The organism is Actinacidiphila yanglinensis (assembly GCF_900107965.1).
In the GTDB taxonomy this organism is placed as follows: domain Bacteria; phylum Actinomycetota; class Actinomycetes; order Streptomycetales; family Streptomycetaceae; genus Actinacidiphila; species Actinacidiphila yanglinensis.
Window position 1 is genome coordinate 177,591 of sequence record NZ_FNVU01000013.1, and the last position, 13,901, is coordinate 191,491.

At 70.2% G+C, this 13,901-nt stretch carries 15 protein-coding genes; 6 read left to right on the forward strand and 9 right to left on the reverse strand.

Translation table 11 applies throughout. From position 1 onward, the window contains the following. Positions 1-31 precede the first annotated feature (31 nt). Entirely contained in the window at positions 32-1,252 is a 1,221-nt protein-coding gene (locus tag C4U44_RS27125; RefSeq protein WP_235032373.1) for a transcriptional regulator, read from the forward strand. A 520-nt stretch (positions 1,253-1,772) separates the two neighbouring features. Then, on the forward strand, positions 1,773-3,290 hold the full coding sequence (gene adh / locus C4U44_RS27130) for an aldehyde dehydrogenase (RefSeq protein WP_103888652.1): 1,518 nt from the start codon (positions 1,773-1,775) through the stop codon (positions 3,288-3,290). 297 nt (positions 3,291-3,587) lie between these two features. Here the strand turns inward: adh and C4U44_RS27135 are convergent, their stop codons facing one another. The 3 genes from C4U44_RS27135 to C4U44_RS41645 all read right to left on the reverse strand — a co-directional run bounded on the left by C4U44_RS27135 (position 3,588) and on the right by C4U44_RS41645 (position 5,316). After that, entirely contained in the window at positions 3,588-3,773 is a 186-nt protein-coding gene (locus C4U44_RS27135; protein ID WP_103888653.1) for a CsbD family protein, read from the reverse strand. A gap of 325 nt (positions 3,774-4,098) precedes the next feature. Beyond that, positions 4,099-4,269 carry a hydrophobic protein gene (locus tag C4U44_RS27140; RefSeq protein WP_103888712.1) on the reverse strand — a complete coding sequence of 57 codons (171 nt, stop codon included), beginning with the start codon at positions 4,267-4,269 and terminating at the stop codon, positions 4,099-4,101. Between the two features lie 537 nt (positions 4,270-4,806). Beyond that, the gene (locus C4U44_RS41645) at positions 4,807-5,316 is read right to left on the reverse strand and encodes a hypothetical protein (RefSeq protein WP_160145109.1); all 510 of its coding nucleotides are present in this window, start codon (positions 5,314-5,316) and stop codon (positions 4,807-4,809) included. Positions 5,317-5,511: 195 nt separating this feature from the next. Here C4U44_RS41645 and C4U44_RS42710 point away from each other — a divergent pair, with 195 nt between their 5' ends. Beyond that, positions 5,512-5,988, forward strand: coding sequence for a hypothetical protein (locus C4U44_RS42710; RefSeq protein ID WP_235032374.1), 477 nt, complete (start codon positions 5,512-5,514; stop codon positions 5,986-5,988). Here C4U44_RS42710 and C4U44_RS27150 read toward each other — a convergent pair. The 5 genes from C4U44_RS27150 to C4U44_RS27170 all read right to left on the reverse strand — a co-directional run bounded on the left by C4U44_RS27150 (position 5,960) and on the right by C4U44_RS27170 (position 10,672). Then, positions 5,960-6,916, reverse strand: a complete 957-nt coding sequence (locus tag C4U44_RS27150) for an NADP-dependent oxidoreductase (protein WP_103888654.1) — start codon at positions 6,914-6,916, stop codon at positions 5,960-5,962. The genes C4U44_RS42710 and C4U44_RS27150 overlap by 29 nt on opposite strands. A gap of 1 nt (position 6,917) precedes the next feature. Then, positions 6,918-8,054: a Gfo/Idh/MocA family protein gene (locus C4U44_RS27155; RefSeq protein WP_103888655.1), complete on the reverse strand. Its 1,137-nt coding sequence runs from the start codon at positions 8,052-8,054 to the stop codon at positions 6,918-6,920. A 91-nt stretch (positions 8,055-8,145) separates the two neighbouring features. Continuing rightward, positions 8,146-8,727, reverse strand: a complete 582-nt coding sequence (locus C4U44_RS27160) for a TetR/AcrR family transcriptional regulator (protein WP_103888656.1) — start codon at positions 8,725-8,727, stop codon at positions 8,146-8,148. A 606-nt stretch (positions 8,728-9,333) separates the two neighbouring features. Further along, positions 9,334-10,020 carry an NADPH-dependent F420 reductase gene (locus tag C4U44_RS27165; protein ID WP_103888657.1) on the reverse strand — a complete coding sequence of 229 codons (687 nt, stop codon included), beginning with the start codon at positions 10,018-10,020 and terminating at the stop codon, positions 9,334-9,336. 70 nt (positions 10,021-10,090) lie between these two features. Further along, entirely contained in the window at positions 10,091-10,672 is a 582-nt protein-coding gene (locus C4U44_RS27170) for a TetR/AcrR family transcriptional regulator (RefSeq protein WP_103888658.1), read from the reverse strand. Between the two features lie 87 nt (positions 10,673-10,759). Here C4U44_RS27170 and C4U44_RS27175 point away from each other — a divergent pair, with 87 nt between their 5' ends. The 3 genes from C4U44_RS27175 to C4U44_RS27185 all read left to right on the forward strand — a co-directional run bounded on the left by C4U44_RS27175 (position 10,760) and on the right by C4U44_RS27185 (position 12,643). Then, the gene (locus tag C4U44_RS27175; protein WP_103888659.1) at positions 10,760-11,236 is read left to right on the forward strand and encodes a VOC family protein; all 477 of its coding nucleotides are present in this window, start codon (positions 10,760-10,762) and stop codon (positions 11,234-11,236) included. 144 nt (positions 11,237-11,380) lie between these two features. Beyond that, entirely contained in the window at positions 11,381-11,812 is a 432-nt protein-coding gene (locus C4U44_RS27180; protein ID WP_103888660.1) for an Rrf2 family transcriptional regulator, read from the forward strand. Between the two features lie 78 nt (positions 11,813-11,890). Continuing rightward, positions 11,891-12,643, forward strand: a complete 753-nt coding sequence (locus C4U44_RS27185; protein WP_103888661.1) for an SDR family NAD(P)-dependent oxidoreductase — start codon at positions 11,891-11,893, stop codon at positions 12,641-12,643. Positions 12,644-12,747: 104 nt separating this feature from the next. Here C4U44_RS27185 and C4U44_RS27190 read toward each other — a convergent pair whose 3' ends face one another. Next, complete coding sequence (locus tag C4U44_RS27190) at positions 12,748-13,815, reverse strand: LacI family DNA-binding transcriptional regulator (protein ID WP_235032375.1); 1,068 nt, start codon at positions 13,813-13,815, stop codon at positions 12,748-12,750. Between the last annotated feature and the right edge of the window lie 86 nt (positions 13,816-13,901).

The window sequence follows — 13,901 nt, forward strand, 5'->3', positions numbered from 1 at the left end:
CGACGACGAAGTCGGGAAGACGATGGCGGAGATGGGTGCGCTCAAACGGCGCCGGACCCTGCTGGAGCACGAATGGGCCCGGGTGGTGCCGCAGTTGCGGTCGGCCGGGCGGGGGACGCCGGGCGGTCCACCGGTACGGGCCGAGGTCACGGAGTCGTGGGCCCGTTCGCTGCCGACGGTGGACCCGGGGCGGGAGAGCGCGCCGCCGGCGGCGGGCGGTGGCAGCGCGGGGTGGCGGCGCTCCCCGCTGTACCGGCCGGTGACGGACCTGGCCGGCGAGCTGCTGAGCATCGCCGAGGACGCCGGTTTCGTCGCGGCGGTCACCGACGAGGCAGGCACCATCCTGTGGACCTGCGGCGGCCGCGTGATGCGGCGCCGGGCCGAGCGGGTCAACTTCGCCCCGGGCGGGCGCTGGGACGAGGGCGCGATGGGCACCAACGCGCTGTCGCTGGCGCTGCGCAACGGCCACCCCAGCACCGTCTTCTCCGCGGAGCACCTGGTCGCGGCCCTGCACGGCTGGGTCTGCTACTGCGCACCGATCCACGGCCCGGACGGCCGCGTGCTGGGCGTGCTCGACCTGTCCACCACCTGGGACCGTTCACACCCGCTCGCGCTGCCGACCGTACGCACCCTGGCCTCGGCGATCGAGGCGCGGCTGCGGGACGACGCGGCGCAGGACGCCCTGCCGACGCCGGGCGTGGAGCTGCGCTGCCTGGGCCCGGCCCGCGTGACCCGCGCGGGCTCCTCGCTCCGTCTCCCCCCGCGCCAGCTGGAGATCCTCACGCTGCTGGCGCTGGAGCCGGGCGGCTTCGCCCCGGAGCGGCTGCGGGCGTCGCTGTACGGCGACCGGCCGGTGACCGCCTCGACGTTCAAGGCGGAGGTGTCCCACCTGCGGCACGCGCTCGACGGCGCGGTCAGCACCCGTACCTACGCCCTCACCACCCCCGTGGTGTGCGACGCGGTCGAGGTGCTGGCGGCGCTGGGCCGCGGCGACACGGAGACGGCGGTCGACCGCTACCGCGGCCCCCTCCTCCCCCTGTCCGAGGCGCCGGGCGTGGTCGCCTGGCGCGAGCACCTGGAGGTGGTGGTGCGGGAGGCGGTCCTGGCCTCGACCCACCCGGAACACGCCCTGCGCTACGGCGAGCACGCCCCGTACGACACCCAGGTCCACACCCACGCGCTCGGACTGCTCGGCCCCGGGGACGTCCGCCGCGGCATCGCGGTCAGCAGACTGGCGTCGGCCGACCGCTAGCACCACCGACATCAGCACCCCCCACGTCAACGGAAGCGGCACCCACCGCCACGGCGAGCGGGTGCAGCAAGCGCCGACCCCATGAGCGGAGACACCACCCACCGACCGCGTAAGCGGAGACGCCACCCACCGACCGCGTGAGCGGAGACGCCACCCACGACCGCGTGAGCGGGGGCGGAGGGGACGGGGTTCGAGATGGTTCGTATATTTGTGGCGCGGAACGCACGGCAACCCCACGTAGGTACCGGCACGCGCCGTAAATATGCAATCTCGAACCCCGGCGCCGCAGCCCCCGCGCCCCCACCGCACCCACCGCACCCGGCCCACCCGGCACGGCCCGCCCGAACATCACGGCACCGCACCCGGCCCACCCGGAACCGCCCCGGCCGACCATCTTCCGCGGCACCACACCGCGCCGCACCGCCCGTACGGCACCGCGCCCAGCGGCCCCCAACCTTTCGCCAACCTCCTGCGCCCACAGTGGTGTTGTCGCACCCCCGCGTACTCTCAGGAGCGGACCATGGTCTACGCGCAACCCGGCACCGAAGGCAGCATCGTCAACTACGCCGCTCGCTACGACAACTTCATCGGGGGCGAGTGGGTCGCGCCCGCGGAGGGCCAGTACTTCGACAACCCGTCCCCGGTGACGGGCAAGACCTTCTGCCAGGTAGCCCGTTCGACCGCCCCGGACATCGAGGCCGCGCTGGACGCCGCGCACGCCGCGGCGGGCGCGTGGGGCCGTACGTCCACGACCGAGCGCGCGGTGATCCTCAACAGGATCGCCGACCGGATCGAGGAGAACCTGGAGAAGCTGGCGGTCGCCGAGACGTGGGAGAACGGCAAGCCGGTCCGGGAGACGCTGGCAGCCGACCTTCCGCTGGTGGTGGACCACTTCCGCTACTTCGCCGGGGCGATCCGGGCGCAGGAGGGATCGATCGCGGAGATCGACGCGGACACGGTGGCGTACCACTACCACGAGCCGTTGGGCGTGGTCGGGCAGATCATCCCGTGGAACTTCCCGATCCTGATGGCGACATGGAAGCTGGCACCCGCGCTGGCCGCGGGCAACTGCGTGGTGATCAAGCCGGCCGAGCAGACCCCGGCGAGCCTGCTGCTGGTGATGGAGCTGATCGCGGACCTGCTGCCGCCCGGCGTGGTCAACGTGGTGAACGGCTTCGGCGTGGAGGCGGGCAAGCCGCTGGCGTCCAGCCCGCGGGTGGCGAAGGTGGCGTTCACCGGCGAGACCACCACGGGGCGCCTGATCATGCAGTACGCCAGCGAGAACATCATCCCGGTGACGCTCGAACTCGGCGGCAAGAGCCCCAACATCTTCCTGCCGGACGTGACGGCGGCCGACGACGACTTCCTGGACAAGGCGGTCGAAGGCTTCGTGATGTTCGCGCTGAACCAGGGCGAGGTGTGCACCTGCCCGTCGCGCGCGCTGATCCACTCCGGCATCTACGACGAGTTCATGGCCCGCTGCCTGGAGCGCACCCGGGCGATCAAGGGCGGCGATCCGCTCGACCCGGCCACGATGCTCGGCGCGCAGGCGAGCAACGACCAGTACGAGAAGATCCTTTCGTACATCGACATCGGCCGGCAGGAGGGCGCGGAGGTCCTCACCGGCGGAGTCAAGCGCACGGTCCAGGGCCTGGAGGACGGCTACTACATCGAGCCGACCATCTTCCGCGGCACCAACGACATGCGGATCTTCCAGGAGGAGATCTTCGGCCCGGTGGTGTCGGTGACGACCTTCGACTCCGTCGACGAGGCGCTGAAACTCGCCAACGACACCCTCTACGGCCTCGGCGCCGGAGTGTGGACCCGCGACGGCAACACCGCGTACCGGATGGGCCGGGAGATCAAGGCCGGCCGGGTATGGACCAACTGCTACCACGCCTACCCCGCGCACGCGGCGTTCGGCGGCTACAAGAACTCCGGCATCGGCCGCGAGAACCACAAGATGATGCTGGACCACTACCAGCAGACGAAGAACCTCCTCGTCTCGTACTCCCCCAAGAAGCTCGGCTTCTTCTAGAACCACGGAAAGTGGCGCCTGGCCTGGTAGTTCGCCAAGTCGGGCGCCACTCGGGCTGCTCACCGCCGACGAGGCGCGCCGCCCGAAAACCCACTGGCATCTCACCTCTGACCAGCCGTTCCGGGGTATTCCGGGCCGGATCGCGTGGGAGCGGTCGTCGGAGGCCGGCCAGAAGGAGATTCCGGCGTGAGGGCCTCGTCTCCGGACCGACACCGTGCCGTGAGGGCGTCGCACCCGAGCGGCCCGCCACGCTCAGCGTGGCGGGCCGCGGCATGCCCCCGCGGGGCTGACGCCCGGTCAGTCCCCCAGGACATCCTTGGCCGCGTCCTTGACCTTCTCGCCCGCCTCCCTGGCATCGCCCTTGGCCTGCTCCGCGCGCCCCTCGGTCTCCAGACGCTCGTTGCCGACCGCGTGGCCGGCGGTCTCCTTGACCTTGCCCTTGACCTGCTCGACCTTGGCCTGAGTCTTGTCGTCCGCACTCATCATCGACTCCTGATCTCCGGTAGCGGATGTAGCTGCCCGCAGGCACCGCAGCGGCCCGTGGGGCACCGGGGCACACCCTCCGCAGGAGGCTGACCCTCAAACGCGGAGAACACCCCGGCACCACGGCGCCTGTCCCAAAGAGCGGGGACTATCCCTCCCACCCCGAAATCACTTACCGCTCCGCCCCTATGGCCGCCTCTCCTCAAAATGAAACGACCCGTCACAAGAGATGGACGCCGCCATCGAACGACCGCACGACAGCACCCTGACCTGCCTGTGGTCGGTTGCCCCCAGGGGCAACCGACCACAGGAGAAATCGACGGCGTTACCAGCGATACCAGCGGCCCCGCCCGCCGCCGGAGTTGGTGGACCGGACGACAAAGCCCAGCAACCACACCACCAATACCACCACGGCGACCCACCACAGAATCTGCACCGCGAAACCCGCACCGAACAGAATCAGCGCCAGGAGAAGAACAAGAAGCAACGGTCCCATGATTATCAACCTCCAATCCGCCGCTTTCCCGCCCCTGACCCGGTCATGCCGAAAAACTTGGTGGCGGGGCGGGGCAACCCCCCGGCTCGACCGACCCGGACGAACCCGAGCCCGTCCCGGCGCCGTTGCGGACCGGACACCCGAGCGATCGGCTACGGGCCCCTGCCCAAACCTCGAACCCGCGGCCTTTCGCCCTGGCGACCAGTTCCTCCGGCGCGGCTTGGCAGTCGCCACGCGCTCCTTCCCGGCCGCTCGAACGCTGGGACGGAGCGCTCTCGTGCCCAGGTTGTCTCGGGCTACTCGATCGCGTTCAGGATCAGCTCGCCCCTCGTCGCACCGGGCGGCGGGTGCTCCCGGCTGCGGGGCGGGTACGGCTACCGAGCGGCAGTCCGCGCGTGCGGAGACCGGCACCATGACCAACGGTGCCGGTCTACCGCCCCACGGCCAGCAACTTTCGCCGGGCGCCGTGCCGTCAGGTTCCCGTCACCACGCCACGGCCTCGAAACGTGCCGACCTGGACAGGAAACTCAGCGCTGGTCAGAAATTCTTGAACGCAACCTTGTTGCCCGAGGCGTCCAGAGGCTGGGGATCCACGGATTTGTCGCCCTTTCCGGGCCACGATGCCGGCTCGTAGATGACCCAGTACCGGCCGTCGGGCAGGCCGTGTCCCTTCGGGAACGGGTGGGTGGGAACTACTTCCTTGGTGGATACCCGCACCGCCGCGGCAGCGTCGGGAACGGGTCCGTAGGAAATGGATGCGTTGCGTCCCGGCGCCATACCACCCCCGTAGTACCCGCCGGAGTCCGAATTGTCGAAGCCGCACGCGGCGTTCGCCCACGGCAGCGTCGCCGAGTGATCCGGCCCCTTGGGACCGTCGAGCCCCATGCAGAAGCTGCCATCACCGTCGACATCGACGTAGGCGTCCAATTGCCAGTGGACACCATTGGCGACGGACCGCTGCAGTACGGTGTAGTGGTTTCCCACGCGCCCCGGGGCGTCCGGGTCATCCCTATGTCCGGTGCAGGCGGTGACCAGGCTCATCACCATGACCGCTGCTGCCACGGCTGTTCGCATCACCGAACGTTCACGTCTCCGGCTCCGTGTCTGCTTCATCCGACCAGAGGGGCCACCCGTCCCTGCATGTTTGGGCCGCACAGCCAAGCGATTCTCCGGTGCCCATCGGCGTGCCTTGCCGGTTGAGGAGATTCTCGGGTCCGGCATCGGTCGCTGCACGTATTGCGCTTGCCCGCCCTCTTCGAGCCTTTTGGGGCGTTCCCGCTCGCCGAGGAGACCACCGACTGGTTCCGGGCATGGACGGGAAACAGCGAACTGGACGGCGCCAGCTGCCGCGTCTTCGGTCAGGATGGCTCGGGCAGTATGGGGCGTTCCGTCTGTGTGACCTGCGGCCACCGCGTGATCGTTTGTCTTCACACACCGATGATCAGCGATGGCCGCGCCGTTGATGAAGGTGCCTTCGTCGCTGAGGAGAAAAACGGTGAATGGTGCGACGTCCTCCTCGGAACCCACTCGTCCGGTCGGCACCTGGCCCAGGAAGCGCCTCTCGATCTCCGGATAGGCCGACACGGCGGCACGCCACAGCGGGGCGTCGATGAGTCCGGTCAGCCCGATAACGGCAAGGGCCGCATTCGATCACCGATCCCGGAATGGAAGGCCCTTCTCGACGGCCTTGTCAGAAGTCCAGGACGAGGCGGCCCCTGATCCCGCCTCCCTCGAGGGCGCGGTGGGCCTGATCGGCCTGTTCCATGGGGTAGGTGCGGGCCACCCTCAAGGTAAGGGTGCCTTCTTCGGCCTGGCGTGCCAGCCGGTCCAGGATGTCGTGGCGTCCGTCGTAGGTGTGGACGTACACCGAGTGAAAGGTGATGCCGCGTCCGTCACGGGCAGCACCCGCCTCGGGCTCGGCCGGCCCGCGTACGACAGCCATGGCGCCGCCGTCGCGCAGCGCGCCCGGCAGTGCGCCACCGATGGCGGCGGCGTCCAGGAGGCCGTCGGCCCCGCCGGGGACCACCTCACGGATGCGCTCCGCCACTTCCCGGCCCCGCCGGACCACGGCGTCCGCGCCCAGCGCGGACACCAGCGGTTCGTCGGCGGCGGACGCGTCGGCCACGACCGTCAGCCCCTGCGCCTTGGCCAGCTGGACCGCGAATCCGCCTACGCCGCCGGCCGCCCCGGTGACGGCCAGGACCTGGCCAGGGGCGAGGTCCAGGAGGTCCAGCGCCCTGCGGGCGGTGAGCCCGTTCAGGGGCAGTGTCGAGGCATGGGCGTGGTCGGTGCCGCGCGGCGCCTTCACCACGAACGCGGCGGGGAGGACCACGTGCTCCGCGTACGCGCCGCCCGCCGGCCGGGTCGGGTTGACCAGCGCGATCACGTGATCGCCGACAGCGAGACGGGTACGGGTCCCCGGACCCATCTCGTCGACGACGCCGGCCGCGTCCAGCCCGGGAATGTGGGGCGGCGGGCCCTGCAGTAGTGCGACCGCGGCGCCGGTCCGGATCAGGCTGTCGGCGGGTGAGACCGCCGCGGCGCGCACCCTGATGCGGACCTCTCCCGGGTCGGCGTGGCGGTCGGGCAGTTCGTGCACCCGCAATACGTCAGGCCCCCCGTAGCGCTGGAACGCCACGGCCTTCACGTCAGTTCTCCTCGTTGGTCGTGGTGCTGGGAAGGTACTGGCGCACGCCCGTCGCGGATGCGCTCTCGACGGCGGCGATGATGCGGTGGCGGGTGAGCGCATGCGCGAAGTCGGGCGCCTCGTGCGTGCCCTCGGCCAGGTCGCGTGCGAACTGCAGGTAGAGCTCGGCGACGTTGCGTGCCGGACCGGTCACGGCTGCCGCCTCACCGTCGAGGTATCCCCCGGGCACGGCCAGTTCGGTCACCTTCGCGTCGTCCCCTCGGCCGCCCTCCAGCGTGAGGGGTGCGACCTGCAGGTTGCCGACGTCCGACGTGAGGACGAGGTCGCCTTCCGTCCCGTTGATCTCCCAGCGCAGGTTGTCCCCGCGGGACACCCCGCCGCGGTAGAGAACCGAGGCCGCGGCACCGGAGTCCAGCGTGCCCGCGATCAGCACCTGGTCCGCGGCAGTGACCGGGAGGGTGCTGCCGTCCTCGGCCAAGGTGACCTCGGTACGTCCGCGGACCAGGTTCGCCTGCAGGTCGGCGAACTCTCCCAGCACATGGTGCACGGCCTCCAGGGCGTGCAGGGTGGGCACGGTCAAAGTGGTGGCGCCGTTGGCGGCGTCGTACCAGTACGCGTGGCCGCGGTCCGTCGTCGGACCCCAGGCGATGCCCGAGCCGACCAGCGTGGTGCCGAGCACCCTGCCCACGTACCCCTGCGCCACCAGGTCGCGGGCGTAACGCACCTGCGGCGCGAAGGGCGCCTGCAGTCCCACCACCGTGCGCACTCCGGCCCGCTCCGCCTGCGCGACCAGATCCTCCGCCTCCGCCAGCCCCACGCCCAGAGGCCACTCGCTGAAGACCATCTTTCCGGCCGCCAGCGCCGCGGAGATGATCTCCTTGTGGTGCGCCAGCCGCACCGCGACGACGACCAGGTCGACGCCGGGGTCGGCGATCAGATCCATGTGGTTGCCGTACGCGGCGGCAGCGCCGAACTTCTTGGCTGCGGCCTCGGCGGATTCCTTGCGCGAGGTGCTGACCGCTCGCAGTTCGTAGCCGGGGAGCGCACGCAACGCGGGAGCGTGGCCGAGCGCGGCCCATCCGCCGATGCTTCCTCCGACGATGCCCACGCCGATCGCGGTGGGGAGATGTGTGCTCATGAGAACCTCCAATTTAAATACTGAACGATCATTAAAGAAACGGCCCAGGTGAAACCGGCGAAGAAGGCAAGGCATGCCGCGAAGTGCCGCCTCAGTTCAGGCAGCGCAGAGCGGTATCCACTGTCGCCATCAACAAGGCCCGGTCGGGACGGACCGCGCCGATCACCCGCAGCCCCTGCAGGCACATCACCAGGAATCGCGCGGTGTCGACGGCGCTCCGGTCGTCGGCCAGCTCACCGGCGGCCTGGGCGCGCGCCACGAGCTGCGTGAACGACTCCTCCAGCGACTCGATCGTCCCTCGGAGCCGGTCCCTGACCTCGTCCTCGCGGTGGGCCCGTTCCATGGAACCGGCCACGATCAGGCAGGCCTGCCGGCTTCCGTCCCGCACGATCTCGTCGACCACGCCGGTGAGGACCTCTCGGACCAGCCGGCGGGCGGGCATGTCCGCGGTGAGCATCTCGGACAAGGGGGTGGCGTACCGCTCGCGGTACCGGTCCAGCGCCGCGAGGTAGAGCCCCTCCTTGCTCCCGAAAGCCCCGTACAGGGAACCGCGCCCGACCTCCGTCGCATCGACGAGGTCCTGGATCGAGGCTCCCTCGAAGCCCTTCAGCCGGAACACGGCCATCGCAGCCTCCACCGCGGCGTCCGTGTCGAATTCCCTGGTCCGTGCCATGCCCTCCACCGTAACCTATGTGGAACGAGCGGTCAAAATATTGCCGGCGGGCTCGCCGGAGAACTGGTGAAGCGCGCACCGGTACAGCCCGTACCTCCCCCGCGCTCCAGCCAGGATGGCGTCCCGCCACCGCCGGCCTTCGCCGAGCTGGGAAGGGCCCGGGCTTCCCCGCGCCAGGTGGAGCGTCAGGCCGGGGCGCGTGGCTGACCGGTCGAACGGAGTCGCCCCTCCACGCTCTGCATCAGTCAAGATCCGGGCCATGCCCGGGCCGGCGGCTCGGCAAGCATCTCCGGATCTTCCATATGCGCAGGTCAGCAGGTTGCTGACGCTGTACCACCAGCGGACGAAGAACCTCCTCGTCTCGTGCTCCCCCAAGAAGCCCGGCTTCTTCCCGACACCCGAACAGGGCGCCTGAACGGGCATGTTGCCGGTCGGGCGCCCTTGGGGTCGAAGGAAAAGGAAGTGGGTGGAATCAGCGAAGGGCACCCGGATGCCCTGTTGCAGCCAGGCGCTGAAGCCGACCATTGACCATCGGCTCGGGCCGACGTCGGCCGCTCCGCCTCATCCGGCGTGGCAGTTCGGAGGCATCGGCTCGGGGCGTGACTGCTACCGCCGCTCTGCGGTGCGGCGCATCTGCTCCCGCCAGGCTGCCGTGTCGGCGCGGGCGGCCTCGTCGATCGCCTTGCGCGCCTGATCCAGCGGGAGATCCGTCGTGTAGACCGGGGTTCCGGGCTCCTGTCGCCAGGAGCCGTCGAGATCGCCCGCGTCGAAACCGTCGAAACCGATCTCGTCGAGCAGCGCGATGACGGTCCGCTTGGCGGCCGCGTCCGCGCCGGACACCGGAGCGGCGATCCGCTGGGAATCCCCGTGCGGTCGGCCCCCGGAGGCGAGGCTGGCGGCGCCTACGGTGTTCAGGGCCTTGATGATCGGCCGGTTGAGCTGCTGCGCGACCCACCGTCCCTCCGGGAGCCCGTCGTCGATCGCGGCGATGGGCCGGTCCCGGAGTTCGGGCACGTAGTTGCTGGTGTCGATGACGACCGCGCCGGCCGGCAGGTGCTTCTCGATGGTGCGGGCGAGTCCCGGCAGCGCGCCCGCCGGCACGCTGACGATCAGTATCTGGGCGCGGCTGACGGCCTCGGCCGTCTCGGCCGCGGTTGCGCCGGTGCGGTCCGCGAGCTGCGCGAGGGACGCGGGTCCCCGGGAGTTGGCGAGGGTCACCGTGTGGCCGCGTCTGGCCAGTTGCTCCGCCAGCGTGCCACCGATGCTGCCACTTCCGATGATGGAGATGTCCATGGCTCTCTTTCCAGCGCCTTCCTGGTCGCTCCGGGGTCCGTGGATCGCCCCGGAGGCGGGTGCGGTCCTGTCATACGGTCGATGCGGCCGTCTTCGCGTTTGCCCGGAGGCCGTCCAGCACCACGGTGAGATGGGCGGTCCTCGCCCGGCCTGTGGCCGGGTCGCGCGGCAACGCGGAGACGATCGCGAGCACGTCGGCGGAGGAGATGTCGCAGCGCACTCCCGCGAGCCCCTGGGCTCGCCGGAACAGCACGTCGAACGCGGCCTTCATCGGCGTGCAGAGCTCTCCGATGGGCGAACCGTCCTCCAGTACCGCCGTACTGATGCGGGCGTTCATCCCGCGGTACTCGGCGCCGATCTCCTCGTACGCGCGGAGCCACTCCAGCAGCGCCTGCCAAGGATCCGGGGCGGTCATCCGGGTGCCGGCGGCCTCGACCAGGGTGTCCACCTGCGAGCGGAGGACGGCCACGAACAGGTGCTCACGCGTGGGGAAGCGGCGGTACATCGTCGCCCGGCCCACCCCCGCGCGCCGGGGAATCTCGTCAAGGGGGGCGTCTGCTCCCAGTTCCTCGAAGACCTCGGTCGCGGCGGCAAGGAGGGCGCTGAGATTGCGCGCCGCGTCGGCGCGGATCGCCCGGCTGGAAGCTGTCATGATGCGACCGTAACAGCTAAGCGGACACAGTGCCCACTTATGACGTAGCGTTGAGGGGCACTGTCCACCGAGGAACGGGAGCAGGAAATGGACCAGAGGATCTGGCACATCGGGGTGGCCGTCGACGACCTGGAGAAGGGGAAGAAGGAGTTCGCCGAGGTGTTCGGGGTGTCCTGGCGCCCCACCCGGGTCCGCGCCCTGACGCTGACCGACGCACAGGGCGCCGACCACGAGGTCGAATGCCACGTCACCTTCTCCGAGGGCGGCCCGTTCGCCGTCGAGTTGTGGGAGTCGATCCCCGGCACGCCGCTGGCGGCCGCACCGGGCGGAGGCGTGCACCACATCGGCTACTGGGTCGACGACATCGCCCAGGAGAACGAGCGACTGTCGGCATTGGGATTCGGCCCTCATGCGACCGTCGGCCCGCGACCGCTGCTCAACACCGGGCCGTCAGGAACGGTCGTGGAACTCTGCGACCTGCACAGCGACCGCCCCCAGCTGCGCGACCTGTTCCCGGCCGGCTCGCCGTACGCCGGGCCACCCGTGCTCGACTCCGACCTGTGAACCGACTCGCGCGCCCCCGGCGCACCCGCATCCCAGGCACGCTTTCCCGTCCCCGTCGCCCCGGCGGGACTTGCAGGACGGTGTCGTAACGTTTACGGTTACGACAAGCCCGGGAGCCGGGGAGCCATGGAAGCGAGGCCCGAGGTGAGCGCCAACAGCAGGCTGACCGTCGCCGCACATGCTCTGACGTGGATAGGGCTGTATCAGCGCCGCGGTCACGAGGTCGCCACCTCCGAGCAGATCGCGACGAGCGTCAACACCAACCCTGTGGTCATCCGCCGCCTGCTGGCCGACCTGCGCAAGGCCGGCCTCGCCGATTCGCGGCGAGGTGCGGGAGCGGGCTGGATGCTCTCCCGGGACCTCGCGGCGATCACCCTGCTCGACGTCCATGACGCGATCGCCGCGGGGCCGATCTTCGCCCTGCACCGCTCGACACCCGACCCCGAGTGCGTCGTGGGGCACGGCATAGGGCCGGCCATGGCGGCCGTCTACGACCAGATCGAGAGCACTCTGCGCGGGGAACTGGCGAGGACCACGCTGGAAGACATCCTGCGGGACGTGCTGAAGGCGACCTGAGCACGCTTCCGGTCGGAACGCGCTTTTTTCGCTCCCCAATGTAACCAAACTTGTTACCTCAAGGATTCGGAGAGCCCCATGGGACAGCTCGACAACAAGACCGCCCTGGTGACCGGTGCCTCTACCGGTATCGGCCTGGCCATCGCACGCCGGTTCGCCGAAGAGGGAGCGACGGTCTACCTGACCGGCCGCCGCAAGGCCGAACTCGACGCTGCCGTCGCGCACGTCGGCGGCCGCGCGATCGGCGTCCGGAGCGACGTGTCGCAACTCGACGACCTCGACCGGCTCTTCACCGAGATCACCGACCGCAGCGGCCGCCTTGACATCGTCGTCGCCAACGCCGGCGTCGGAGACTACGGCCCGCTCGGCGAGATCACCGAGGAGGAATACGAACGCACCACTTCCATCAATCTCAAGGGCACGATCTTTACCGTCCAGAAAGCGCTGCCCCTGCTGTCGGCCGGCGCCTCGGTGACCCTGCTCTCCTCCAGCGCGGCCCTGCGCGGCGCCCCGGGCCTTGGTGTCTACGCCGCCACCAAGGCCGCGATCCGCAGCCTCGCCCGTACGTGGGCCGCCGAACTGGCGGGCCGCGGGATCCGGGTCAACACCCTCACTCCCGGACCGGTCGAGACCCCCGGCGGTGACGAGCTGCGCGCTGCGTTCCCGCGGGGCGACCGGCCCGCGGCCGCCGAGGCCGACGCGCCGACACCCCTCGGCCGCGCCGGCCGTCCTGACGAGGTCGCCGCCACCGCCCTCTATCTGGCCGGAGACCAGGCTTCCTTCACCACCGGCGCGGAACTGCTCGTCGACGGTGGCGTCACTCAGCTCTGAAGCACGTGGAGCACGTCCGCCCGCACCGACGTGGACGGACTCCCACCGCACGGCCAGTGCCGTGGCCGGAAGGGTTCACCGTTTCGCGGCGCCCGGCCACGGCACTAGACCGGAGTACTCACTCCCAAGGTGCTCTCACGGGCTGCCAGGCTGGGTCGGAGCGTCCTGGAAGTCATCTCCTCCCCGTCCATTCCGGCGAGCAGGAGCCTCATGGCTTCGGCTCCCATTTCGTGGAGCGGCGATCTGACCGAACTCAGCGGCAGGGGCAGTTCACTGGCCAGCGAGATGTCGTTGTACCCGATCACGGCGATGTCCCTCCCCGCCGTCGCGCCCGTCGACCGGAGCGTCCCCAGCGCGCCGATGGCAGCGAAGTCGTTGACGGCAAAGATGCCTGTCGGCGGAGGGCCGGGCGTGTTCAGGATCTGCTGACACGCGTGGCGTCCGCCGGCGACGTCGAACGGGGACGGGACGACGAGTTCGGGAGCCAGGGGATGACCGGCTTCGCGACAGGCATCGGCGAACCCCCGCGTGCGGTCGAGGCCGGTACTGGCGTACTCCTCACCGGCGATGACCGCGACCCTGCGGTGTCCCAGTTCGAGGAGGTGCTGGGCAGCGAGTCGGCCCCCCGCGTAGTCGTCGCAGGTCACGCTCGGATGGCGCTGGGACCGCCTGCTGACCAGGACGAACGGCACGTGGCGCGCCTGGAGTTGTTCGATGATCTCGTCGTCGTCGATGCGCGCGTCGCCGAGCACGATCCCGTCGACCTGGCGGGCCAGCAGCATGGCGAGCTTGGAGGCGCGCTCGGCCTCGTCGTCGTTGGTGTTGGCGACGAACGTCTGGTAGCCGCGGTGGCGCGCCTCTTCGTCGATGCCTTCGTAGATCGTCGCCAGCACGAGATCGGTGAGGCGCGGGACGAGGACACCGGCAAGTGAGGTGCGCTGCGTCCGCAGCCCGGCCGCATGGAGGTTGCGGGAGAACCCGACCTCCTCGGCAATCCTGCGGATCCGTCCGACCGTGTCTGCTGATCCGACGCGCACGCCGCCCTTCAGGGAACTCGACAGCGCCCGAGAGGCCGTCGAGGGGTGCACACCCGCAAGGGTGGCGACGGTCGCCAGTGTCGGCCGACCGGCCTTGTCCAGATGAGGAAGATCGTCCCTGACCGCTCCGGACACGCCCCGCTCCCCTCGCGCTCTCCCGACCAACTCCGTTGGCGCGCCCCGCAAGTGACCCCTTGTCACCTGACGTGACCCCGATTACA